Annotated in this window: 17 protein-coding genes and 1 riboswitch; of the genes, 16 read left to right on the plus strand and 1 reads right to left on the minus strand. The window is 56.2% G+C overall.

Annotation, left to right across the window (positions count from 1 at the left end):
* Positions 1–273 precede the first annotated feature (273 nt).
* On the plus strand, positions 274–4,014 hold the full coding sequence (gene rpoB, locus BQ5462_RS04040; RefSeq protein ID WP_071142157.1) for a DNA-directed RNA polymerase subunit beta: 3,741 nt from the start codon (positions 274–276) through the stop codon (positions 4,012–4,014).
* A 16-nt stretch (positions 4,015–4,030) separates the two neighbouring features.
* Entirely contained in the window at positions 4,031–8,074 is a 4,044-nt protein-coding gene (rpoC, locus tag BQ5462_RS04045; RefSeq protein WP_076978288.1) for a DNA-directed RNA polymerase subunit beta', read from the plus strand.
* Positions 8,075–8,291: 217 nt separating this feature from the next.
* On the opposite strand, the gene BQ5462_RS04050 is transcribed toward rpoC, so the two are convergent.
* Positions 8,292–8,870, minus strand: a complete 579-nt coding sequence (locus tag BQ5462_RS04050; RefSeq protein WP_071142158.1) for a hypothetical protein — start codon at positions 8,868–8,870, stop codon at positions 8,292–8,294.
* A 239-nt stretch (positions 8,871–9,109) separates the two neighbouring features.
* Here BQ5462_RS04050 and BQ5462_RS04055 point away from each other — a divergent pair, with 239 nt between their 5' ends.
* The 14 genes from BQ5462_RS04055 (at position 9,110) to BQ5462_RS04120 (ending at position 24,348) form a co-directional block, all read left to right on the plus strand.
* Positions 9,110–10,654: an AbgT family transporter gene (locus BQ5462_RS04055; RefSeq protein WP_071142159.1), complete on the plus strand. Its 1,545-nt coding sequence runs from the start codon at positions 9,110–9,112 to the stop codon at positions 10,652–10,654.
* Between the two features lie 273 nt (positions 10,655–10,927).
* Positions 10,928–12,484 carry an AbgT family transporter gene (locus BQ5462_RS04060; RefSeq protein ID WP_407923323.1) on the plus strand — a complete coding sequence of 519 codons (1,557 nt, stop codon included), beginning with the start codon at positions 10,928–10,930 and terminating at the stop codon, positions 12,482–12,484.
* Positions 12,485–12,680: 196 nt separating this feature from the next.
* Positions 12,681–13,517: an energy-coupling factor transporter ATPase gene (locus BQ5462_RS04065; protein WP_071142161.1), complete on the plus strand. Its 837-nt coding sequence runs from the start codon at positions 12,681–12,683 to the stop codon at positions 13,515–13,517.
* Positions 13,502–14,365 (plus strand): energy-coupling factor transporter ATPase, encoded by an 864-nt coding sequence (locus tag BQ5462_RS04070; protein ID WP_071142162.1) that lies wholly within the window; start codon positions 13,502–13,504, stop codon positions 14,363–14,365. Before BQ5462_RS04065 ends, BQ5462_RS04070 begins: the two co-directional genes overlap by 16 nt.
* Entirely contained in the window at positions 14,359–15,165 is an 807-nt protein-coding gene (locus tag BQ5462_RS04075) for an energy-coupling factor transporter transmembrane component T family protein (RefSeq protein ID WP_071142163.1), read from the plus strand. The genes BQ5462_RS04070 and BQ5462_RS04075 overlap by 7 nt, the downstream gene beginning before the upstream one ends.
* A complete protein-coding gene (gene truA, locus BQ5462_RS04080) occupies positions 15,162–15,899 on the plus strand; it encodes a tRNA pseudouridine(38-40) synthase TruA (RefSeq protein WP_071142164.1) in 738 nt (245 codons plus the stop codon). The genes BQ5462_RS04075 and truA overlap by 4 nt, the downstream gene beginning before the upstream one ends.
* 233 nt (positions 15,900–16,132) lie before the next feature.
* Positions 16,133–18,031: a TonB-dependent receptor plug domain-containing protein gene (locus BQ5462_RS04085; protein WP_071142165.1), complete on the plus strand. Its 1,899-nt coding sequence runs from the start codon at positions 16,133–16,135 to the stop codon at positions 18,029–18,031.
* Between the two features lie 188 nt (positions 18,032–18,219).
* A riboswitch (FMN riboswitch) is annotated at positions 18,220–18,332 on the plus strand.
* An 80-nt stretch (positions 18,333–18,412) separates the two neighbouring features.
* Positions 18,413–19,531, plus strand: a complete 1,119-nt coding sequence (ribD, locus tag BQ5462_RS04090; RefSeq protein WP_071143302.1) for a bifunctional diaminohydroxyphosphoribosylaminopyrimidine deaminase/5-amino-6-(5-phosphoribosylamino)uracil reductase RibD — start codon at positions 18,413–18,415, stop codon at positions 19,529–19,531.
* Positions 19,516–20,154, plus strand: a complete 639-nt coding sequence (locus BQ5462_RS04095) for a riboflavin synthase (RefSeq protein WP_071142166.1) — start codon at positions 19,516–19,518, stop codon at positions 20,152–20,154. Before ribD ends, BQ5462_RS04095 begins: the two co-directional genes overlap by 16 nt.
* Before the next feature lie 12 nt (positions 20,155–20,166).
* Positions 20,167–21,390, plus strand: coding sequence for a bifunctional 3,4-dihydroxy-2-butanone-4-phosphate synthase/GTP cyclohydrolase II (locus tag BQ5462_RS04100; RefSeq protein WP_071142167.1), 1,224 nt, complete (start codon positions 20,167–20,169; stop codon positions 21,388–21,390).
* Positions 21,390–21,851 carry a 6,7-dimethyl-8-ribityllumazine synthase gene (gene ribH, locus BQ5462_RS04105; RefSeq protein WP_071142168.1) on the plus strand — a complete coding sequence of 154 codons (462 nt, stop codon included), beginning with the start codon at positions 21,390–21,392 and terminating at the stop codon, positions 21,849–21,851. Before BQ5462_RS04100 ends, ribH begins: the two co-directional genes overlap by 1 nt.
* 9 nt (positions 21,852–21,860) lie before the next feature.
* The gene (gene hslO / locus BQ5462_RS04110) at positions 21,861–22,721 is read left to right on the plus strand and encodes an Hsp33 family molecular chaperone HslO (RefSeq protein WP_071142169.1); all 861 of its coding nucleotides are present in this window, start codon (positions 21,861–21,863) and stop codon (positions 22,719–22,721) included.
* A 60-nt stretch (positions 22,722–22,781) separates the two neighbouring features.
* Positions 22,782–23,870 carry a recombinase RecA gene (gene recA, locus BQ5462_RS04115; protein ID WP_071142170.1) on the plus strand — a complete coding sequence of 363 codons (1,089 nt, stop codon included), beginning with the start codon at positions 22,782–22,784 and terminating at the stop codon, positions 23,868–23,870.
* Positions 23,860–24,348 carry a regulatory protein RecX gene (locus BQ5462_RS04120; RefSeq protein ID WP_071142171.1) on the plus strand — a complete coding sequence of 163 codons (489 nt, stop codon included), beginning with the start codon at positions 23,860–23,862 and terminating at the stop codon, positions 24,346–24,348. Before recA ends, BQ5462_RS04120 begins: the two co-directional genes overlap by 11 nt.
* Positions 24,349–24,515 lie beyond the last annotated feature (167 nt).

The raw sequence follows: 24,515 nt of genomic DNA on the forward strand, positions 1-24,515 counted from the left end.
TCACATGTATTCTTGAACAATTCCACTGTAATATGGTATAATTATCGTCCATGAAGTTTGTTACAAGCAGGATATATAGGTTTCGCGAGTGCTCAGTGGTTGGACATCGCGTTCCCGCTCAAGTGAGGAGAGGAGCACGAAATGCTGACTGAGAGACATTGCAAGATACAAGGCTGATCAATCTTAGTTGTGTTGACTGCCTTGTTTTTTTATGTGATAGATTCTTAGTACTTTCTTCGAATACCTGCCTAGAGAAAAGGAGTGAGAGACCACATGTTTAAGCCGGTTCATAATGGCGACCGCATCCGGTACAGTTATGCACGGATCAAAGAAGTCCTGAAGATGCCTCATTTGATCGACCTGCAGAGAAAATCTTATGAGTGGTTCATAAGAGAGGGGCTGCACGATGTATTCAAAGACGTTTCCCCGATCAAGGATTTCACTGACAACCTGGAACTGAGTTTTGAAAACTTCACCATTGGGGATCCCAAATATGATATCGAGACCTGCAAAGAGAAGGACGCTACCTATGCAGCACCTTTGAATGTGGACGTGCGCCTGCTGTACAAGGATACGGGCGAAATCAAGGAATCCACCGTTTTCATGGGTGACTTCCCTCTGATGACCGATACCGGTACCTTCGTGATCAACGGGGCTGAACGGGTCATCGTCAGCCAGCTGGTCCGTTCTCCTGGTGTGTACTATTCCAAAGATATGGATCCCATGGGCAAGTTCCTGTACGGGACCACGGTCATCCCCAACCGGGGCGCCTGGATCGAATACGAAACCGATCTGAACGACATCATCTACGCCCGTGTGGACCGGACCCGGAAACTGCCGGCCACGGCACTGCTGCGTGTGATGGGCCTGCCCACCAACGATGATATCATCAAGACTTTTGGTGAACATCCCTTCCTGACTGCCACCCTGGCCAAGGATACCACCAAGAACGAAGAGGATGCACTGCTGGAAATCTACCGGAAGCTGCGTCCTGGCGAACCGGCTAACCTGGAAAATGCCGCTCAGCTGATCAAGAACATCTTCTCCGACAATCGTCGGTATGACCTGGCCAACGTGGGCCGTTACAAGGTCAACAAGAAACTGGGCTGGCGCCATCGTCTGCTGGGCAAGGAACTGACTTCTCCCATTGCCTTCGAAAATCCCGATGGCACTCAGGGCGAAGTGGTCCTGCCGGCAGGCACCATCATTGGCGATGAAGAAATCGACAAGCTGGAACAAAGCGGGATCTACAGCGAACCCGGCTATGCGGATGTGTGGGTGAACTATCAGGAACATCCGGAACACATCATCGTCACCAAGGATATCGATGCTTCTGTCCGGGTCATCACTCCGGCTGATGTGATCGCTTCCTTCGCTTACCTGCTGAACGTGATCGACGGCATGGAAGGCAAGGACGATATCGACCATCTGGGCAACCGTCGTGTACGCTGCGTAGGGGAACTGCTGCAGAACCAGTTCCGGATCGGGCTGTCCCGTATGGAACGGGTAATCCGGGAACGGATGACCCTGCAGGATGCTGACGTCATTACGCCCCAGGCCCTGATCAACATCCGCCCGGTGGTGGCTGCGGTGAAGGAATTCTTCGGCAGCAGCCAGTTGTCCCAGTTCATGGACCAGAACAACCCTCTGGCTGAACTGACCCACAAACGGCGTCTGTCTGCTCTGGGGCCCGGTGGTCTGTCCCGTGAACGTGCCGGCTACGAAGTCCGCGACGTACACGTTTCCCACTACGGCCGTATGTGTCCTATTGAAACCCCTGAAGGCCCGAACATCGGTCTGATCGGGTCCCTGGCCGCTTATGGTGTGGTGAACCGGTACGGCTTCATCGAAACTCCGTACCGCCGGGTGGACAAGAAGACCGGCAAGGTGACCAACGACATCGTTTACATGACCGCAGACGAGGAAGATAACTATATCGTGGCACAGGCCAACGAACCGCTGAACGACGACGGTTCCTTCGTGAACAGCCACGTAACCTGCCGGGAACGGAACGATGTGCTTTCCATCCCTCCTACCCGTGTGGATTTCATGGACGTTTCTCCTAAACAGGTTATGTCCATCGCAGCAGCCCTGATTCCTTTCCTGGAAAACGATGACGCCAACCGTGCTCTGATGGGTGCCAACATGCAGCGGCAGGCTGTGCCTCTGCTGAATCCCAAGGCGCCTGTTGTAGGTACCGGCATGGAATACAAAGTGGCTGTGGACTCCGGTGTCTGCATCCTGGCCAAGCATGCCGGCACGGTGAAATACGTCAGCGGCGATAAGATCATCATCACCCGGGCCGATGGTGCCGGTGTGGATGAATACAACGTCCTGAAGTTCAAACGCTCCAACCAGAGCACCTGTGTGAACCAGCGCCCCATTGTCTATAAAGGCGACAAGGTGGAAGAAGGCCAGGTCCTGGCCGATGGTCCTGCCACGGATCACGGCGAACTGGCTCTGGGCCGCAACGCCATTGCAGCGTACATGCCCTGGGAAGGCTACAACTACGAAGATGCTGTACTGCTGTCCGAAGATCTGGTGAAGGAAGATGTGTTCACCTCCATCCATATCGAAGAATACAACTGCGATGCCCGGGATACGAAACTGGGACCTGAAGAAATCACCCGGGACATCCCCAACGTTTCTGAAGAAGCCCTGAAAGACCTGGATGAAGACGGGATCATCCGCATTGGTGCGGAAGTACGGCCTGGTGATATCCTGGTCGGCAAAGTCACTCCGAAAGGTGAAACGGAACTGAGTGCGGAAGAACGGCTGATCCGTGCCATCTTCGCAGAAAAAGCACGGGAAGTCCGGGACAGCTCTCTGCGGGTGCCTCACGGCGAATCCGGCATCATTGTCAGCGTGCAGATCTTCACCCGGGAAAACGGCGACGAACTGCCCCCCGGCGTTTCCAAACAGGTACGTGTCCATATCGTGCAGAAACGGAAGATCAGCGAAGGCGATAAGATGGCAGGCCGCCACGGGAACAAGGGTGTGGTTTCCCGGATCATGCCTCGGGAAGATATGCCGTTCCTGCCCAACGGTGAACCGGTACAGATCGTACTGAACCCCCTGGGCGTGCCTTCCCGTATGAACATCGGGCAGATCCTGGAAGCCCATCTGGGCTGGGCCGCCTGCGGCCTGGGCATGCGGATCGAATCCGGTGATCCCAGCCTGGCCGGCGAACTGAAAGAAGCCGGTTATGATGTGGATAAGTATGGTATGCCCCAGACAGTGGACCATGCCGTGCCTGTGGCAGTGCCTGTGTTCGATTCCGCCCGGGAAGACGATATGCAGAAGACCCTGAAACTGGGTGGCGTGGATCCCAGCGGCAAGACCATCCTGTACGATGGACGTACCGGCGAACCTTTCGATAACCCTGTTACTGTGGGCTGCATCTACTACCTGAAATTGCACCATCTGGTTGCAGATAAGATCCATGCCCGTTCCACCGGTCCGTACTCCCTGGTGACCCAGCAGCCTCTGGGTGGTAAAGCCCAGTTCGGCGGCCAGAGATTCGGGGAAATGGAAGTATGGGCACTGGAAGCTTACGGTGCCGCTTATACCCTGCAGGAAATCCTGACCGTGAAGTCCGATGACGTGGTGGGCCGTGTGAAAGCCTACGAAGCCATCGTGAAGGGTGAAAACATCCCTGAACCGGGTGTGCCTGAATCCTTCAAGGTGCTGGTGAAAGAAATGCAGGCCATCGGTTTGGACATCCAGGTCCTGGATGAAGACGATGAAGAAATCGACCTGGACGATGAAGATGAAGACATCGGAATGGGCGATATTGCCAGAGAGCTGGATATGGATATGGCCAACAAAGCCAACCATACCGCAGCCAACGTGGGCGAAACGAACGGCGCGAACCAGAACAGCGACGAAGAACTGAGCCCGGATGAAGACCAGCCGGAAGGCAGCGACTTCGATGTGATTGCAGATATCGGGAACATGAATCTGGATGATTCCCAAAATGATAACGGCGACGACAACGGGTCTGATGCAGAGTAGGAAGGAGTGAGCGCTCTTGTTGGACGTAAATAAATTTCATTCTATGAGAATCGGTCTGGCGTCCCCCGAGAAGATCAGAGCCTGGTCTCACGGGGAAGTCACCAAACCGGAAACCATCAACTATAGAACCCTGAAACCGGAACGGGATGGTCTGTTCTGCGAACGGATCTTTGGGCCGACCAAAGACTGGGAATGCCATTGCGGCAAGTACAAACGCATCCGTTATAAAGGTGTGGTCTGTGACAAATGCGGCGTGGAAGTCACCCGTTCCAAAGTCCGTCGTGACCGGATGGGCTCCATCGAACTGGCAGCTCCTGTTTCCCACATCTGGTATTTCAAAGGGATCCCCTGCCGGATGGGTGCCATCCTGGACATCGGGCAAAGGGCTCTGGAAAAAGTCCTGTACTTTGCCAGCTACATCGTACTGGATCCGGGCGACACCAACTTGACCAAGAAACAACTGCTGACCGAAGCCGAATATCAGGAAAAACTGGATGAATACGGTCCTACCTTCCGGGTGGGCATGGGCGCAGAAGCCATCAAGGAACTGCTCCATGAAATCAACGTACCGGAACTGACCAAGGAACTGCGGGCTGCCCTGAAGACGGAAACCAGCCTCCAGAAGAGACGGAACATCGTCCGCCGTCTGGATGTGTGCGAAGCCTTCCTGAAGAGCGGGAACAAACCGGAATGGATGATCATGGATGTCATCCCGGTAATCCCCCCAGACCTGCGTCCTATGGTCCAGCTGGACGGCGGCCGGTTCGCCACGTCCGACCTGAACGATCTGTATCGCCGGGTCATCAACCGGAACAACCGTCTGAAACGGCTGCAGGAACTGCAGGCTCCGGACATCATCGTCCGGAACGAAAAACGGATGCTCCAGGAAGCAGTGGATGCTCTGATCGATAACGGCCGCCGCGGCCGTGCCGTAACGGGCCCCGGTACCCGTCCTCTGAAATCCCTGTCCGACATGCTGAAAGGGAAACAGGGCCGTTTCCGTCAGAACCTGCTGGGGAAACGTGTAGACTACTCCGGCCGTAGCGTAATCGTGGTCGGGCCTGAAATGAAGATGCACCAGTGCGGTCTGCCGAAAGAAATGGCACTGGAACTGTTCAAGCCCTTTGTCATGAAACGGCTGGTGGAAACCGGCGCTGCCACCAACATCAAGAGCGCCAAACGGATGGTGGAACGGGCCACGGATGCTGTGTGGGATGTACTGGAAGACGTGATCAAAGAACATCCTGTACTGCTGAACCGTGCTCCGACCCTGCACCGTCTGGGCATCCAGGCTTTCGAACCGATCCTGTCCGAAGGCCGTGCCATCAAACTGCATCCCCTGGTCTGCACCCCCTTCAACGCCGACTTCGACGGTGACCAGATGGCTGTCCATCTGCCTCTGTCTGCCGAAGCCCAGGCGGAAGCCCGTGTGCTGATCATGAGCGTCAACAACATCCTGGCGCCCAAAGACGGGAAACCCATTACCGTTCCTACCCAGGATATGGTGCTGGGGGCTTACTACCTGACCATCTTCAAGGATGGGGCCAAGGGAGAAGGCCGCCGCTTCATCAGCTTTGATGAAGCCCGTCTGGCTTATTTCAACCATGTGATCGACCTGCAGGCCCGGATCAAAGTCAAGGTCCCCAATGCAGAGATCTTCCCGGAACCCTCTGACAAGGGCGAAAGCCTGGTCACCACGTCCATGGGCAACATCATCTACAACTGCGAACTGCCTGTGGAAATGCGGTATTACTCCAAACAGGAAGACGGCACCTGGCTGCTGGGCAAACTGATCGACAAGAAGGAACTGGGCCGTCTGGTTGCCAAGGCTCACAAACTGTACGGCAACTTCGGTACTGCCCGTGTGCTTGATATCGTGAAGAAACTGGGCTATGACAACGCCTGCAAATCCGGTCTGTCCATTGCCGCTTCCGACATCAAGATCCCGAAAGAAAAGGCTTCCATCCTGGCTGCTGCTGAAAAGCAGGTGGACAAAGTGGAAACCATCTTCAACCGGGGCCTTATGAGCGACGACGAACGGTACCGTAAGGTCATCGCCATCTGGGACAAAGCCACCGAAGACGTGGCCAACGCTCTGATGAAGAACACCATGGATCCGTTCAACCCGGTTTACATGATGGCCAACTCCGGTGCCCGTGGTAACATCCAGCAGATCCGTCAGCTGGCTGGTATGCGTGGTCTGATGGCTGACCCTTCCGGCCGGATCATCGACCGCCCGATCAAGTCCAACTTCCGTGAAGGGCTGACCATTCTGGAATACTTCATTTCTTCCCACGGCGCCCGGAAAGGGTTGACCGATACCGCACTGCGGACCGCCGACTCCGGGTACCTGACCCGTCGTCTGGTAGACGTGGCCCAGGACGTCATCGTCCGGGAAGAAGACTGTGATGTGACGGGTATGAACCTGGTACGGGAACGGGCCCGGTTCTGCAAATCCGTCCTGGGATCCAGCCAGCATAAGCTGAAGGACTATGCCGTAGGCCGTACGCTGGCTGCCAGCGTGCTGAACCCGGAGGATGGTTCCATCCTGGCAGAAGCTGACACCCTGGTGAGCGAAGAAGTCTTCGACCGCCTGATGGCCGCCAAGATCCTGGAAATCAGCCTGTATCCTGCGGATGAAGAAAGCAATGAAGAACCGGAAGTGCTGCAGATCAACGTCCCTGAAGACAAGGTCAAGGCTGCTTTCCGCGAACATATGACCCACCATTTCCTGAACAAACAGGTGGAAGAAGACATCGTCAACGGGGAAGACAAAGTGCTGGCCAAGGCCGGCGACAAATTCACCGCAGAAGTGATGGAAACCATCCTGGACGATGGCACCGTGAAGGAAATGAAGATCCGCAACAACGAAGTGGATGGCGTGTATGTAGAAGCCATCACGGCTGGCAAGAACAAGAGCACCGTGCTGGAAACCCTGCGTGACCGTCTGGTCGGCCGTACCCTGGCCGAAGACATCACCGACAAGGACGGCAAGGTCATTTACCACATCAATGACTACATCACCGAAGATATGGCGGATGTCATCGCCGATCTGCGGGAAAAAGTCAAGATCCGTTCTGTCCTGACCTGCAAGTCCCACTTCGGCGTATGCCGGGCCTGCTACGGCCGGAACCTGGCCACCGCCAAGAAAGTGGAAGTGGGCGAAGCCGTAGGCACCATCGCTGCCCAGGCCATCGGCGAACCGGGTACCCAGCTGACCATGAGAACGTTCCACACCGGCGGTGTTGCTGGTGCTGACGATATCACCCAGGGTCTTCCTCGTGTAGAAGAACTGTTCGAAGCACGGAAACCGAAACATCCCGGTATCCTGTCCGAAGTGGCCGGTACTGTGGAAATCCAGGAAAAGGAAGAGGGCCGTTTCATCATCATCCACAAGGAAGATGGTACGGACGAAACCTACCACATCCCCTATGGCGCCAAGATCCATGTGGCGGAAGGCGACAAGGTGGAAGTGGGCGATCGCCTGACCGAAGGGTCCCTGAATCCCCACGACATCCTGCGGATTTCCGGTCCTGCCGCTACCCGTCATTACCTGGTACAGCAAGTGCTGGGCGTATACAAATCCCAGGGCGTGGAAATCAACGACAAGCACGTGGAAGTCATGGTCCGTCAGATGATGCGGAAATACAAGATCGACGAAGCCGGCGACACCAACATGCTGCCGGGCTCTGTGGTGGATATTGCCCAATTCGAAGACGAGAACGACGAAGTGCTGGCAGAAGGGAAACAGCCGGCTACCGGCCATCCCATCCTGCTGGGGATCACCAAGGCATCTCTGGCTACGGATTCCTTCCTGTCCGCTGCTTCCTTCCAGGAAACCACCCGGAACCTGACCGATGCCGCCATCAAAGGCAAGGTGGATCCGCTGCTGGGCCTGAAAGAAAACGTCATCATCGGCAAACTGATCCCTGCCGGGACCGGGATGCCCAAATATCGGAACATCCAGCTGAAGTTCCATCACCCGGTGGAAGCGATTGCCGAAGATGGGCCTGAAGCCCCTGAAGCAACTGCATCTCCTGAGCAGCAGCCGGAAGCCTGAAGAGCGGTCATCCGTTCGTAAGCGCTGTTCCAAAGCGGAGAAAAGCCGCTGTAACTATCATGGACTGGTAGTTACAGCGGCTTTTTTACGCGATTTTTACAGAGTACCATAAGCGCCTTTATTTCGCTAGTGTCAGCTGGCTTCCATCGGCTAGTGACTAGAGACTAGTGACGGGGTGTGAAAAAGCATTTTTTCACACCCCCTTCGTTTCTCTGTTTCATTGATTTCTTTTTTTGATCCACTTTTTCAGCTCTGCCACGGACAGGGTGTGCTTTCGGGCTCCTTCATCCAGCAGGAAACTGGGGTCGGCGTAATTGTCGGCGCAGATGACAAAGGTGTGGATGGAGGGAAGGGGCGTTGCAGAGGCAGCAATCTGTTTTTTTGCAGCTTCTTTGTCTTTTCCCAGTACTATAAGGGGATTGGGGATATTTCTGCTTTCAGAGTTATCGCTGACTGTCCATTGTTCAGCCCATTCCGAACCTTGTATTCTGTATCCACGATACAGAACTTCCATCAGCAGCCAATCGTGAGGAAGGCGGATCCAGAGAGAATTCCGGTTTTTAGGGGCGTCTGCCGGCGTAATCTCCTGAAAATCTCCGTGAGAAGCGGAACCAATGGCTTTCAGCACCCGTTTCCGTGCTCCTTCCGGCGTCCTGGCTTTTTTCAGCCGCCGGGTCCAGAACCAGAAAAGCAGGAAGCCTCCCACCAGAAGCATCCCGAAAATCAGGTATTCTTTCAGGGAATGTAGCTTCCAAAGGGTCATGTTGGGGAAAATCTGTATCAGAACTTCATCCATAACGGGTCATGCATCCTTTCTGCATTACAAATTTATAAGAGAAAATTTGTACCAATTATAACATGGAGAAAGTATACAAGTCCAGGGGAATGGAAAGTCTGGACAAGCCGGGGGAATGATGATATTATATAAACGATCTCTTTATAAAAGATATGAACGTTTGATTATTTATTGGCTGCAGCACACCATCCTGTATGTTGTGTGTAGTATACAAAATCTTTTAAGGGGGTTGTCATTCTATGGTTGCAAAAAATGCAGCAAAGCAAACCTGGGTGGACCGTTTCCTGAATACCATCGAAACGGTGTGCAACAAGTTGCCGCCACCCGCCATCCTGTTCGTGGTCTTATTCTTAATTACGGCTGTAATCGGGGCCGGGCTTACTTCCAGCGGCTTCAGTCTGATCAACCCGGCAACGGGGAAAGCTGTGGTTTCCCAGAATCTGTTCTCCAAGGCAGGGGTCCAGTGGCTGCTGACCAACCTGGTGAAGAATTTCACCGGATTCGCTCCTTTGGGACTGGTCATCACCATGACCATGGCCATCGGGTTCTGCGAAGAAGCTGGATTCCTGGAAGCGATTCTCCGTGGTTCCATGAAAAATGTACCACCCAATGTGGTTCCGTATCTGGTGGCTTTCCTGGGTACCTGCGGGAATATCGCTTCTGATACGGCCATGATCGTCATTCCGCCCCTGGCTGCCATTGTGTACATCGGGGTCAAGAAACACCCGGTGGTAGGCATGATGGTGGGGTACGCAGGAGCCCAGGCCGGGTTCACCGCCAACCTGCTGGTGGCCGGTACCGACTCCCTGCTCCAGGGCCTGACCAACCAGGCCATCAACGCATTCCTGGGCAAGGAAGGCGCTTTCGTGGTGGATGTAACCTGTAACTGGTACTTCATGTTTGTTTCCACTTTCCTGTGCGCCCTGGTCATTGGCTGGGTGTCCGTGCATATCATCGAACCCCGGTTCCCCAAATATGAAGGGGTGGAAACGGAAGAAGCCAAGGTGGACATCACCCCTGTGGAAAAGAAAGGGATCCATCGGGCGGCTCTGGCCATGCTCCTTTATATCATCGTTGTGATTATCGGCTTCAAGGCCCAGGTGCTGTCCAAAGACGGTGTGACCGTGGTGGGTTCCCTGATGCTGAAGGGCCTGATCCCGCTGCTGTTCTTCCTGTTCTCCATCGGTGGCCTCACCTATGGGTACAGCGTGGGCAAGTTCACCAAGATCAAGGACGTGAATGCCGCCATGGTGAAACAGATGAGCGGTATGGGCGCCTATGTGGTGTTCTGCTTCTTCTGCGGCCAGTTCCAGGGACTGTTCAACTGGACCAAGCTGGGCACGCTGCTGGCCATTTCCGGGGCCAACTTCCTGAAGGGGATTGGGTTCACGGGTCTTCCCATGTGCATCGCGTTCATCCTGGTCACCGCCTGCATCAACATCTTCGTATCCTCCGGGTCCGCCAAGTGGGCCATCCTGGCACCGATCTTCGTTCCCATGTTCATGCTGATGGGGTACCATCCCGGTTTTGCACAGTTGCTGTATCGGCTGGGTGATTCTCCGGGCAACTGCTTCACTCCCATGAGCCCGTACATCTGGATGATCCTGAGCGTTGCCCAGGAAAAATACATGCCGGATTGTGCCATCGGTACCTTGATCGCCAACATGATCCCCATCGCCGTTGTCCTGCAGATCGCCTGGATCATTTTCCTGGTAGTCTGGGTCACCCTGGGTCTCCCCATCGGTCCTGGCGTGGGACTGGCTCTGCCGGCTGGTGTGCTGTAACAGAACAATCATGCAAAAGACTGTTGTACACTTTGTGTGCAGCAGTCTTTTTTCGTTCGAAGAATCCTACTATGTCCGTCTGAAATAGATTTTTAATCAGAAAATATGTAAAATTCCTGCAAATTCATCTGCTAATCTGTTATAATATCAGGGAACCCTTATTAAAAATGAAACACAAAATGGAAAACCCTGCTCCACCAAGTCTGCCGATTTTTCTGCAGGAAAACAGGGGAGTCCCTGCAGCATGGAATGTATCAAGGAGGTTCCACATCTATGGCATCAAAAATGGCATCACAGAATCCACCCAGAGCCAGTCTTCTGGACCGGTTCCTGAACACCGTCGAACGGGTCTGCAACAAACTGCCGCCCCCGGCCATCCTGTTCGGCATCCTGTTCATCCTCACGGCCATTGTGGGGGCGCTCTGCACCCAGGCGGGCTTTGCCCTGGAAAATCCGGCCTCTCATAAAATGGTGGCATCCCAGAACTTCTTTTCCAAGGCCGGCATCCAATGGCTGCTCAGCACCCTGGTGAAAAACTTCACCGGATTCGCTCCCATGGGTCTGGTGATCACCATGACCCTGGCCATCGGGTTCTGTGAAGAATCTGGCATGCTGGCGGCTCTTCTGCGGCGCAGCATGAAGAACGTGCCGCCCTCTCTGGTGCCGTTCATCGTGGCCTTCCTGGGGGTGTGCGGCAACATCGCCTCTGATACGGCCATGGTGGTGATTCCGCCTCTGGCAGCTGTGGCCTACATCGGTGTGCGGAAGCATCCGGTGGTGGGTATGATGGTGGGGTTTGCCGGGGCCGAAGCCGGTTTTGGCGCCAATCTGATGATCGCCGGTACGGATTCCCTGCTCCAGGGCCTGACCAACCAGGCCATCGACGGGTTCCTGGGCAAAGCCGGTGTGTTTGCCGTGGATGTGACCTGCAACTGGTATTTCATGTTCGCTTCCACGTTTCTGTGCGCTCTGATCATCGGACTGGTTTCCATCAAGGTGGTGGAACCCCGGTTCGGTGTCTATGACGGTCCCGGCTGCGATGAGGAACTGGGGGACGTGACAGAACTGGAACGGAAGGGCCTGAACCGGGCCGGCCTGGTGGTACTGGTGTACATCGCCGTGCTGGTGGCGGGCTTCTTTACGGGGATCCTTTCCAAAGACGGTCATACCTTTGTAGGATCGCCCCTGCTGAAAGGCCTGATTCCGCTGCTGTTCTTCCTGTTCAGTCTGGCGGGACTCACCTACGGCTTTACCACCGGCTCCTTCAAGACCATCAAGGATGTGAACAAGGCCATGGTAAAACAGATGAGCGGTATGGGCGCCTTTGTGGTGTTCTGCTTCTTCTGCGGTCAGTTCCAGGCCCTGTTCAGCTGGACCCATCTGGGGACCCTGATTGCCATTGCAGGGGCTGATTTCCTGAAGAGTGTGGGCTTCACAGGGCTGCCCATGTGCGTGATTTTCATCATCATCACCAGCATCGTGAACATCTTCATGTCCTCCGGGTCGGCCAAGTGGGCCATCTTTGCCCCCATCTTCATTCCCATGTTCATGCTGCTGGGATACCATCCCGGATACACCCAGCTGCTGTATCGGCTGGGCGATTCTCCCACCAACTGCTTTACTCCCATGAACCCGTATCTGTGGATGATCTTGAGTGTGGCCCAGGAGAAATACATGCCCAAGGCTGCCATCGGAACTCTGGTATCCAATTTGATCCCCATTGCCGTGGTACTGCAGATCGTATGGATCCTTTTCCTGGTGGTCTGGATGACGCTGGGTCTGCCCATCGGGCCGGGGGTGGAAATGGCCCTTCCGGCGGGAATCCTGTAAAAAAAAGAAGCCTGCGCGGCACGGTCCTCTTTGCAGGCTTTTGGTAAGCCCCTGGGGCGTACCAGCGGATTCTCCAACCACCAATCCCTAACCACTAATCACTAAAAAAGACGTGAGAAAAAAGCGTTTCTCACGTCTTTTTCTATTTGACGACATCCAGTAAACAAAGATATAATTTATGTTTATGGAGGTTGTTATGGAACCGATTATTGAAACCAAGGACCTGACCCATACGTATGTAGATGGGCAGAATCAGGAAATGACAGCGCTGGACGGAATCAATCTGTCCATCATGCCCGGTGAGTTCGTGGCCATCATTGGCACCAACGGCAGTGGCAAATCCACCCTGGCCCGTCATTTCAACGGCCTGCTTTCCCCTACCAGCGGCCATTGTCTGGTGGCAGGCCTGGATACAGCCAATGAAGAAAACCTGTGGCCTGTCCGGCAGACGGTGGGCATGGTGTTCCAGAATCCGGACAACCAGATCGTGGCGGCCATTGTGGAAGAAGATGTGGCTTTCGGTCTGGAGAACATCGGAGTCCCGGGCCCGGAAATCCGTCCCCGGGTGGAAAAAGCCCTGGCAGCGGTGGATATGCTGGACTATGCCAAACGGGCTCCCCACCGGCTTTCAGGGGGGCAGAAACAGCGGGTGGCCATTGCCGGGGTGCTGGCTTTGGAGCCCCGGTGCATTGTCTTTGACGAACCCACGGCCATGCTGGATCCACGGGGCCGGAAGGAAATCGTCAGCACGGTGCTGAAACTGAACCGGGAAAAGCACATCACCATCGTGTATATCACCCATAAAATGGAAGAAGCCATCCTGGCGGATCGGATCATTGCCATGCAGAAGGGCAAGATCGTGCTCCAGGGAACGCCCAAAGAGGTGTTCACCCAGGTGGACCGGATCCGGGGGCTGGGGCTGGAATGTCCTCTGGCAGCAGAAGTGGCCAATGCGCTGAACAAGCAGGGCCACAGGCTGCCGCCCATCATTACCCATAAGGAGTTGTGTGAAGCATTATGTCCATCCAAGTAGACCATGTGTCCTATAGTTATATGACGCACACCAGCCTGGAAAAAAAGGCCCTGGATGATGTGAGCTTTAACCTGGAAAAAGGGGAATTCGTGGCCCTGATCGGCCATACGGGCAGCGGGAAATCCACCCTGGCCGAGCATCTGAACGGCCTCCTCCATCCGGCCAGCGGCAGAGTGCTGGTGGATGGGGTGGACCTGGCGGACAAGACCCCGGAAGCCCGGAAGGCCCGGAACCGGGTGGGGATGGTGTTCCAGTATCCGGAACACCAGCTGTTCGCCGAAACCATTTACGAAGACATCGCCTTCGGGCCCCGGAACCAGGGAAAGAACGAACAGGAAGTGGACCGGGCCATCCGCAGTGCAATGGCCTTCGTGGACCTGGACTTCGATACCTTTGCCCAGCGGTCCCCCTTTCAGCTGTCCGGCGGCCAGATGCGCCGGGTGGCCATTGCCGGGGTGGTGGCCATGGAACCGGATTACCTGATCATGGATGAGCCAAGCGCCGGTCTGGACCCCATCAGCCGGGACAACATTTTCCAGCAGCTGCAGAAAATCTTCCGGGAACGGAAGATGGGGGTGCTGCTGATTACCCACAGCATGGAAGAAGCGGCCCAGTACGCCAGCCGTCTGCTGGTCATGAGCGACAGCCGGCTGCAGTTGGACGGACCGGCCCGGGAACTGTTCACCCATGACCGGGAAAAGCTCCAGTCCCTTTCCGTGGATGTGCCGGAAAGTGTGAAACTGGCGGAGGAACTGCGCCAGCAGGGACTGCCCATCGAAGGAACGCCGCTGACCAAAGCGGAACTGATCCGGGCCATTGACAAAGCAAAGGGGTGGAAAGTATGCTGACCGACATTACCCTGGGGCAGTACTACCCCGGTGAATCCTGTATCCATCACCTGGATCCCCGGACCAAGATCCTGGCGGTGCTGTTCTATATGGTCATGGTCTTTCTGGCCGAAACGCCTCTTTCCTATGGGGTGCTGATCGGTTTCCTGGTGGTGGGGGCCGTCCTGGCCAAATTGCCGCCGGGCCTGCTGCTCCGCTCCATCAAACCCCTGTGGATCATCATCCTTTTGACCATGGTGATCCACTTCGTCACGGACCCCGGGGAAATCCTGTGGCAGTGGAAATTCATCCACATTACGAAAGAAGGCATTGTGCTGGGGGTGAAGATGTCCCTGCGGCTGGTGCTGCTGCTGCTGGTTTCCTCTCTCATGACTTTCACCACATCACCCATTGTCCTGACCGACGGCATCGAATCCCTGCTGCGTCCTTTCAAGAAGGTGGGGGTGCCGGCTCATGAACTGGCCATGATGATGACCATTGCGCTCCGGTTCATCCCCACCCTGCTGGAGGAAACGGACCGGATCATGAAAGCCCAGATGTCCCGGGGGGCGGATTTCACCTCCGGCAACATCATGAAAAGGGCCAGGAACATGCTGCCCATCCTGATCCCTCTGTTCATTTCTTCGTTCCGGCGGGCGGATGAACTGGCTCTGGCCATGGAGGCCCGGTGCTACCGGGGCGGGGAAGGCCGTACCCGGATGCACGAACTGGCGTATGGAAAGAATGACGCCGTGGCAGCCCTGGTGCTGCTGGCGCTGTTTGCCGTCATGGCGTTCCTGAAATGGGGGCTGCCTGTATGAGCCATACCATCAAGGCCATTGTGGCCTATGACGGCACCAATTACCAGGGATTCCAGCGGCAGAAGAACGGGGTGGGGGTCCAGCAGGTGCTGGAAAAAGCCCTGACGGAAGTGCTGAAGGAGCCCATCCTGATCAAGGCCGCGGGACGGACGGATGCCGGGGTCCATGCTCTGGGCCAGGTGATTTCCTTCACCACCAGCTCCCGGATCCCGCCGGAAAACTACCGCCGGGCCCTGGAACCCCATCTGCCTCCGGACATCGCGGTGCGGGAGGCTTTTTACGCACCGGATGATTTCCACGCCCGGTTCGATGCGGTGGATAAGACCTACCAGTACAAGCTGCTGTATGCGCCCCTGCCCGATCCCACCCGGCGGAACACCACCTGGGAGTTCCGGGAAAAGGTGGATGTGGACCGGATGAACCAGGCAGCGGCCCTGCTGCTGGGAAAGCACGACTTCACGTCCTTCAGGAACCAGGGAAGCCAGGATACCTCACCGGTGCGGACCCTGACGGAAGCCCACTGGGTGCAGGACGGGGACTTGTACACCTTTACCATCACCGGAGACGGGTTCCTGTATCGGATGGTGCGGAACATCGTAGGATGCCTGGTCCGGGTAGGCACTGGAACGTGGAGCCGGGAAGATTTCGCCCGGGTGCTGGCGGCCAGGAACCGGAAACAGGCTGGCATGGCTGCTCCGCCCCAGGGGCTCTATTTGATGCATGTAAGTTATTGAAACAGGAAGGTGTGAAAAAATGCTTTTTCACACCCCGTCACTAGTCACTAGTCACTAGCCGATGGAAGCCAGCTGGCGCTGGCGAAATAAAGGCGCTGTGGATGATTTTTCACAGCGCCTTTTGCTATTCCTTTAATCTATAGGAATCCATAACTTCAGTCTACTTGTGTTATAACAGCAGATAGGATAGACTAATAGAGAACTATTCTATGAAAAAGAAGGGAAGTTATCGGATGAAAGAAGTGTGGAATCAAAAACTGGCTGCCGCCGTACTGACGGCCGTACTGGCCGGCAGTACGTCTGTGGTGTGGGCCGCAGAACAGGATCAGGCAGAAAAACCTGCCCAGGAAATCGTGATCACGGCCAACCGGCTGAAGAACCAGAAGGTGGATACGCCGGCGGACGTCACCGTGATCACCAGCCAGCAGATCTCCGACCGGGGATATCGTACCGTAACGGATGCCCTGGAGGATGTGCCGGGGGCACGGGTGATGCAGAACGGTGTGGGAGCCTATGAATCCCATATTATGCTGAATGGGGATGAACGGGTGCTGGTACTGGTGGACGGCCGCCGGTTCAACAACAGCATGGGCAGTATGGTCAAAGCTACGTTTGATGCCCATACCCTGCCTCCTGTGGATATGATCGAAAAGATCGAAGTGGTGAAGAACGGCGCTTCCACCCTGTACGGGGCCGATGCAGTGGGCGGCGTCATCAACATCATCACGAAGACCCCGGAGGAAACCACCGGAAAGATCCGGGTGGGCTACGGTTCCTGGGGTAATCAGGACCTGGGCGTGTCCGTAGGCGGCAAAGTGGACAAGACTGGACTCCAGGTGGCCGCCAGCCGGAACAAGGCTTCCTACTTCAAATACAAGGACAAAAACGGTGACACCAAGAAATGGCCGGGCCAGTCCAACTACACCCAGGACAACCTGTCCCTGAAACTGACCCAGGATTTCACCCCTTCCGACGGGCTGACCCTGAACTATGACTACTCCAACATGGAAGGCTGGAACCCGTACAGTGTCAACTACGTGTCTCCTTCCCGTCTGAACAAGAAGACGAACAATGTGGGCCTGCGCTATGACTGGAACCGGGATGCCAAAAACAGCGGCTATCTGCAGACCTACCGGAACTACACCAGCTACTTCAACCTGGGCGGCATGGACGAAACTGACTGGGGCATCGAAGGCCAGCAGAACTTCGTGCTGTCTGATACGAACACCCTGGTGGGCGGCCTGGAATACCGGGACGCCAAAGCCCATAACGAAACCAGTTACAAAGGGAAGAAGGGCTACAACAACAAAGCTGTCTTCCTGCAGGACCAGTGGCAGTTCGCTCCCAGCTGGCAATTGAACACGGGCGTGCGGTACGACAAGCACAGCCGCAGCGGCAACCGGACCACGGGCAGTGCCGCCATCAACAAGAAGTTCAGCAAGGACAGCCATGCCTACTTCTCCTGGAACCAGGTGTTCCGGACACCTACCATCGATGATCTGTACTATTACGTGGATTATGGGATGTGGGGTAAATATGTAGGGAATGAAAATCTGAAAGCAGAAACCGGAAACGTGTACAGCCTGGGGTATAACTTCAAGCTGGATCCCAAGACGGATGTGGACATCAACGGGTTCTACAGCAACCTGCACAATGCCATCAACTGGAAAATCATGCCCAATTGGGACAGTTATGCAGAAAACATCGACCGGCAGAAGAAACGGGGCCTGTCCCTGTCCTTCGTCCACCATCTGAACAAACTGTGGGATCTGGATGCTTCCTATACCTATGTGAAAGTGGAAAACAACCGGAATGATGCAGGGTATGTCCGGGATGACAACTACGCTCCCAACTATTACCAGGCAGGTGTCCGGTACCATGACACCAAATGGAACCTGGATCTGCGGGCACGGGCAGCCAACGGACTGAGCAAGGCCAGCTACGGTGAACAGCGGTACCTGACCATGGACTTCATTGCCCGGTACAAATTCGATCAAAACTGGACCGGCTTCGCCAACTTCTACAACCTGAACAACGCGGCCTATGCAGAACAGGGCGGCGTTGTGAATGGACAGGACAGCTATCCCATGCCCGGACGCCGGATCATCGTAGGGGCGGAATACTCCTTCTAAGAAAGAGATCAGACACGGCCCTTCAGTCCTACAGATGTCAGAAGTCAGCTTGTTGGTTGTAAGCAGTTTGGGTCTGCTTGGAAATCGGACAAAGCTGACATCTGACTTCTCAAGACCCATGGCGCCGTATCTGGCTTCTTGCATTCCCCTACAGATATGGTATAATAAGTCCGGAACAACATCATACGTTTTGTCTTTGGGGAGGGGTGCAAGTCCCTACCGGCGGTAAAGTCCGCGAGCCTCGGCACGAATCGGTGGAATTCCGATACCGACAGTACAGTCTGGATGAGAAAAGACAGCGCTGGAAAAGTGTATCTGCCGTGCTATCCTTCCTGGATGGCACGGCTTTTGTATTTTGGAATCTTGAAAGCAGGTGAAACTGTGACAGACAAAGAATATATGCAGATGGCCCTGGACCTGGCCGAAAAGGCCCGGGGCTGTACCAGCCCCAATCCTCTGGTGGGTTGCGTCATCGTCAATCCGGAGGGGAAGATCGTGGGCAAAGGCTATCACCACAAGGCAGGCCAGCCCCACGCGGAAATCATGGCCATGCGGGATGCGGGGAACCAGGTGGCAGGCTGTACGGCCTATGTGACCCTGGAACCCTGTTCCCATACGGGCCGGACCGGTCCCTGCTGCGAAGCTCTGATCAAGGCCGGCATCAAAAAAGTGGTGGCAGCGGCCGACGACCCCAATCCGAAGGTGTCCGGCCGTGGCTTTGCCCGGCTCCGGGAAGCAGGGGTGGAAGTGGTCCGGGGGGTGCTGGCTGACAAGGCCTATGAGCAGAACGAGGTGTTCATGCACTGGATGACCACCGGCCGTCCCTTCGTGGCCCTGAAATACGCCATGACCCTGGACGGGAAGATCGCCACGGCGTCCGGTGATTCCAAATGGATCACCAACGAACAGTCCCGGACCTATGCCCACAGGCTGCGCAGCATTTACGACTGCATCCTGGTGGGAAAGAACACGGTCCTGAACGATGATCCGTCCCTGACCTGCCGGCTGGTGGAGGGGAAAAATCCCCTGCGCATCGTGCTGGACAGCCATTGCCAGCTGCCCATGGACAGGAAGGTGTTCACCGACGGAGCGGCCAAGACCCTGCTGGTGACCTCCTGCCGGGCGGATGCCGACAAGGTGGCGGCCTTCCAGAAACTGGATCAGGTCACCGTGTGGCAGATTCCGGAAAAGCAGGGCGCCCTGGACCTGGGCATCCTGCTGGACAGGCTGGGCAAGGCCGAAAAGACCAGTGTGCTGGTGGAAGGGGGCAGCCAGGTCCATGGCGCTTTCTTTGACCAGAAACTGGCCCAGCGGGTATATGCCTTCATTGCCCCCTGCCTCATCGGGGGCCGGCGGAACCTGACAGCCATCGGCGGCCGGGGCGCACGGACCATGGACCAGCGGGTGACCCTGCTGGAACCTCACACGGAGGCCTTCGGCACCGACCTGATGGTCACGGGCCTTCTGGAAAGGAGCTGGAGACCATGTTCACAGGCTTGATCGCAGAACTGGGCAGGGTGGAAGACCTGCGGCGGGAACAGGATTCCTACCGGCTGACCATCAGCGCCGAAAAGATCCCGCCCCTGCTGAAGATGGGGGAAAGTGTGTGCTGCAACGGTGCCTGCCTGACGGTGACGAAGTTCGACAGCCACCAGTTCACGGTGGATGTGATGCCGGAAACGGCCCGCCGCACCACCATCGGTTCCCTGAAGAAGGGGGATCGGATCAACCTGGAACGGACGCTTCATGTAGGGGACGGGCTGGACGGTCACATCGTCAGCGGCCATGTGGATGGAGTGGGTACCATTACCCGGATCCGCCCGGAGGGCATCGCCAGAGTGACCACCATCAGCTGCGCACCGGAGCTGCTCCGCCATATGGTGGAAAAGGGCTCCATTGCCATCGATGGCATCAGCCTCACCATCACGGAAGTGACGGATACCACATTTTCCGTTTCTCTGATTCCCCTGACCGTACAGTGGACCACCCTGGGCTTCAAGAAAACCGGGGACAAGGTCAACCTGGAAACGGATATCCTGGGGAAATATGTGGAACGGATGCTGGAAAAGAAACCAACCGGGGGCCTCACCAGAGAAACCCTGTTTGAAAATGGATTTTTCTAAGGAGTGAAGGATATGGAAGAAAAATTTCAATTTGGAACCATCGAGCAAGCCATTGCCGATATCAAAGCCGGGAAGATGGTGCTGGTCACCGATGATCCCGACCGGGAAAACGAAGGCGACCTGATCATGAGCGCCGAATATGTGACTCCCGATGACATCAACTTCATGGCCACCCACGCCAAGGGCCTGATTTGCATGCCCTGCGACGGCGAGATCCTGGACCGTCTGCAGATGGAACCCATGGTGGCCAACAATACGGACAACCACGAAACGGCTTTCACGGTTTCCATCGACCATGTGGACACCACCACCGGCATCTCTGCCGTGGAACGGGCCTACACCATCAAGAAATGTGCCGATGAAAGCGCCAAACCGGAAGACTTCCGGCGCCCGGGCCATGTGTTCCCCCTGCGCAGCCGGGTGGGCGGCGTCCTGCGCCGCACCGGCCACACGGAAACCACCACGGACCTGTGCCGGCTGGCCGGCCTGAAACCGGTGGGAATCTGCTGCGAGATCATGAGCGCCGACGGCACCATGGCCCGCACCCCGGAACTGATCGAATTCGCCCAAAAATACAACCTGACCTTCATCACCGTAGCAGATCTGATCGCCTACCGGAAAAAGAACGAAAAGATGGTGCACCGGATCGCCAATGTGGCGTTGCCCAGCAAATATGGTACCTTCCGGGCCATCGGCTACGAAAATGATCTGGATGACAAATGCCATGTGGCTGTGATCAAGGGGGATGTGGCCGGTAAGAAGAATGTGCTGGTCCGGGTCCATTCCGAGTGCCTCACCGGGGATGCCCTGGGGTCCCTGCGCTGCGACTGCGGTGACCAGCTGGCCACCAGCCTGCGGATGATCGAAAAGGAAGGCTGCGGCGTGGTGCTGTACATGCAGCAGGAAGGCCGGGGCATCGGCCTGGCCAACAAGCTGCGGGCCTATGAGCTCCAGGACCAGGGCCTGGATACCGTGGATGCCAATATCAAACTGGGCTTCAAACCGGACATGCGGGACTATGGGATCGGGGCCCAGATTCTGGCTGATCTGGGACTGACCAGCATTCGCCTGATGACCAACAACCCGGCCAAACGGGCAGGCCTTTCCGGCTATGGCATCACCATTACGGAAACGGTGCCCATCATTATGAAGGACAATTGCTACAACCATCGTTACATGGTCACCAAACAAGTTCGGATGGGCCATGATCTGCATGAGAAAGTGGAGGAAAAATAATGAAGACTCTGGAAGGAAAACTGCTGGCGGAAGGTCTGAAAATCGGTATCGTGGTGGCTCGTTTCAACGAATTCATCACCAGCAAGCTGCTGAGCGGGGCAGAGGATACCCTGCTGCGGCACGGCGCCAACGGAGATGACATTACCGTGGCCTGGGTGCCCGGCGCTTTCGAGATCCCGCTGGTCGCCAAGAAAATGGCCAAGAGCGGCAAATATGACGGCATCATCTGCCTGGGGGCTGTGATCCGGGGTGCCACCAGCCATTATGATTATGTGTGCAACGAAGTGTCCAAGGGTGTCGCTCTGGTGAACATGGAAACCGAAGTCCCCACGGCCTTTGGGGTGCTGACCACGGAAAACATCCAGCAGGCTGTGGAACGGGCCGGTACCAAGGCCGGCAACAAAGGCTCCGATGCAGCTATGGCTGTGATCGAAATGGCCAATCTGACCAGACAGCTGTAAGAGGTGCCCATGGAAGATGTATTAGTCAAGGCTACGGCCGGGGATGCCCGGATCTATGCGGTGACCACCACCCATCTGACCCAGTATATGAATGAAATCCATCACTGCAGCCCTCTGGCGGCTGCGGCCCTGGGTCGGACCGCGGCCGGTGCGCTGCTGCTGGCTGCTACCATGAAAAGCGGGGAAGCGGTGACGGTGCGGTTCAAGGGGGATGGTCCCCTGGGACCGGTAATGGCGGATGCCCGGGATTATACGGTACGGGGCTTTGTGACCCATCCGGAAGTGATGCTGCCTCCGAAAAACGGCAAGCTGGACGTGGGCGGCGGCGTGGGCCATTACGGCACGGTCACCGTGACCCGCTGTCCCCTGGTGGGCAAACCCTTCACTGGGGTGTCCACCATCAAAAGCGGCGAAATCGCAGCGGACCTGACCCGATACCTTGCCGTGTCGGAACAGACTCCTTCCAGTGTGGCCCTGGGTGTGCTGATCGAGAAAGACGGCTCCGTGAAAGTGTCCGGGGGCTTTTTCGTACAGCTGCTGCCCGATGCGGCAGAGACCACCATCAAGACCCTGGAGGACAACATCCTGACCCTGCCCTACGTGACGGAGCTGCTGGAGAGCGGCCTGGATGCCGAAGGCATGATCCGGAAGGTGGCCAAGGGCCTGGAGGTGGAGATCCTGGAATCCCATCCCGTTTCCTTCCATTGCAGCTGCAGCCGGGAAAAGGTGGCCGACATGCTGACCGGACTGCCGGAAAAAGATTTCGACGAACTGCTGCAGGATCCCAAAACCGAAGTCCATTGCCAGTACTGCAACCAATCCTACGAATTTACCCAGCAGGAACTGAAAGAATTGAAACAGAACGCTTGACTTTACGAACAGATGTTTATATACTAAGTGGTAGCAAGAGAAGTACAAGGAGATGACAGTATGAGTTTGGATGCTGATAAGAATAAAGCGCTGGACGCTGCGTTGAAACAGATCGAAAAGGACTTCGGCAAGGGGTCCATCATGCGGCTGGGCGACGCCAGCGATAAAATGAACATTGAAGTGATCCCCACCGGGGCCCTGTCCCTGGATATCGCACTGGGGGTGGGGGGCATTCCCCGGGGCCGGATCATCGAGATCTATGGGCCGGAATCCTCCGGTAAGACCACCGTGGCCCTGCATATGATCGCCGAAGCCCAGAAACGGGGCGGCTATGCAGCCTTCATCGATGCGGAACATGCCCTGGATCCGGAATATGCCCGGCATCTGGGGGTGGACATCGACAACCTGCTGATTTCTCAGCCGGATACGGGGGAACAGGCCCTGGAAATCTGTGATGCCCTGGTACGCAGTGGTGCCATCGACATCATCGTCATCGACTCCGTGGCGGCCCTGGTACCCAAAGCGGAAATCGAAGGGGACATGGGGGATTCCCATGTGGGTCTGCAGGCTCGGCTCATGAGCCAGGCTCTGCGGAAACTCACCGGGGTCATTGCCAAATCCCGGACGGCCACCGTATTCATCAACCAGATCCGGGAAAAGGTGGGGGTCATGTTCGGGAATCCGGAAGTGACCACCGGCGGCCGGGCTCTGAAATTCTACTCCACCATCCGTCTGGATGTGCGCCGGGTGGAAAGCCTGAAGAGCGGCAACGAGATCATCGGGAACCACACCCGGGTGAAAGTGGTGAAGAACAAGGTGGCGCCTCCTTTCAAACAGGCTGAATTCGATATCATGTACGGGGAAGGGATTTCCCACGAAGGCTGCCTGGTGGATCTGGGGGTGCAGTATAACATCCTGAACAAGAGCGGTGCCTGGTATTCCTACGGGGATCAGCGCATCGGTCAGGGCCGGGAGAATACCAAGAAATTCCTGAAGGAACATCCGGACATGGCCGCTGACGTGGAAGAGAAGATCCGTGCGGCAGCCAGCCTGGACAATGGGGAAAAAGCCTCCAAGGCGAAACCGGCTGACCAGGACGACGACGGTCTGGCCCTGACTCCGGAAACGGCTGAGGACGATGTGGAGTAAGAGCAAGAAGCTGCTGACCACCCACGCGGAGGCGTATAACTTCTGCCTGGACAAACTGGCCCTGCGGGACCACAGCAGCCGGGAACTGCGGCAGAAACTGTCGGAGCGGGGATGTCCGGAGGAACTCCAGGACCAGGTCCTGCAGAAGCTCCGGGACCACCATTTCGTGGATGATTTCCGGTGCGCCGGATACGTACTGGATGCCTGGCGCCGGAAGAAGTTCTATGGGCGGCAGTACCTGCGGTTGATGCTGCAGCGGCGGTGCCTTTCAGGGGAACCGGCTCAGGAGGTGCTGCACCAGGTGACGGACCAGGAGGAAACGGAGCGGGCGGAAGAGCTGGCCCGGCAGCAGATGGCCAAACTGAAGCGGAAGTATGGGGACGAACCCCGGAAGGGGAAGGCGGCCCTGGCCCGGATGCTGGCCTCCCGTGGCTTCGGCACCGGCCCCATTGCCAGTGCCCTGGAGCTGTGGAACTAGGAGGAAGAGGACTTTTGAAGCGTGATTTTCTCCTTTCTGCCGGCGGAAGCCGGCTTCCTTCAGCTAGTGACTAGTGACTAGAGACTGAGGCAGCGAAGCTGCCCGGTAGCTAAAAACAGGCTGTTACAAAAAAGCAACAGCCTGTTTTTATTGACACCCATGTGAAA

The sequence above is a fragment of the Acidaminococcus timonensis genome (genome assembly GCF_900106585.1).
GTDB classification, from domain to species: Bacteria; Bacillota; Negativicutes; order Acidaminococcales; family Acidaminococcaceae; genus Acidaminococcus; species Acidaminococcus timonensis.

Coding starts and splice junctions, on each gene's coding strand:
- recA (WP_071142170.1), top strand. CDS start 22,782: ATGAGTTTGGATGCTGATAAGAATAAAGCGCTGGACGCTGCGTTGAAA.
- rpoB (WP_071142157.1), top strand. CDS start 274: ATGTTTAAGCCGGTTCATAATGGCGACCGCATCCGGTACAGTTATGCA.
- BQ5462_RS04120 (WP_071142171.1), top strand. CDS start 23,860: ATGTGGAGTAAGAGCAAGAAGCTGCTGACCACCCACGCGGAGGCGTAT.
- truA (WP_071142164.1), top strand. CDS start 15,162: ATGAGCCATACCATCAAGGCCATTGTGGCCTATGACGGCACCAATTAC.
- BQ5462_RS04060 (WP_407923323.1), top strand. CDS start 10,928: ATGGCATCAAAAATGGCATCACAGAATCCACCCAGAGCCAGTCTTCTG.
- BQ5462_RS04095 (WP_071142166.1), top strand. CDS start 19,516: ATGTTCACAGGCTTGATCGCAGAACTGGGCAGGGTGGAAGACCTGCGG.
- BQ5462_RS04100 (WP_071142167.1), top strand. CDS start 20,167: ATGGAAGAAAAATTTCAATTTGGAACCATCGAGCAAGCCATTGCCGAT.
- BQ5462_RS04075 (WP_071142163.1), top strand. CDS start 14,359: ATGCTGACCGACATTACCCTGGGGCAGTACTACCCCGGTGAATCCTGT.
- BQ5462_RS04085 (WP_071142165.1), top strand. CDS start 16,133: ATGAAAGAAGTGTGGAATCAAAAACTGGCTGCCGCCGTACTGACGGCC.
- BQ5462_RS04055 (WP_071142159.1), top strand. CDS start 9,110: ATGGTTGCAAAAAATGCAGCAAAGCAAACCTGGGTGGACCGTTTCCTG.
- BQ5462_RS04070 (WP_071142162.1), top strand. CDS start 13,502: ATGTCCATCCAAGTAGACCATGTGTCCTATAGTTATATGACGCACACC.
- ribH (WP_071142168.1), top strand. CDS start 21,390: ATGAAGACTCTGGAAGGAAAACTGCTGGCGGAAGGTCTGAAAATCGGT.
- BQ5462_RS04050 (WP_071142158.1), bottom strand. CDS start 8,870: ATGGATGAAGTTCTGATACAGATTTTCCCCAACATGACCCTTTGGAAG.
- hslO (WP_071142169.1), top strand. CDS start 21,861: ATGGAAGATGTATTAGTCAAGGCTACGGCCGGGGATGCCCGGATCTAT.
- BQ5462_RS04065 (WP_071142161.1), top strand. CDS start 12,681: ATGGAACCGATTATTGAAACCAAGGACCTGACCCATACGTATGTAGAT.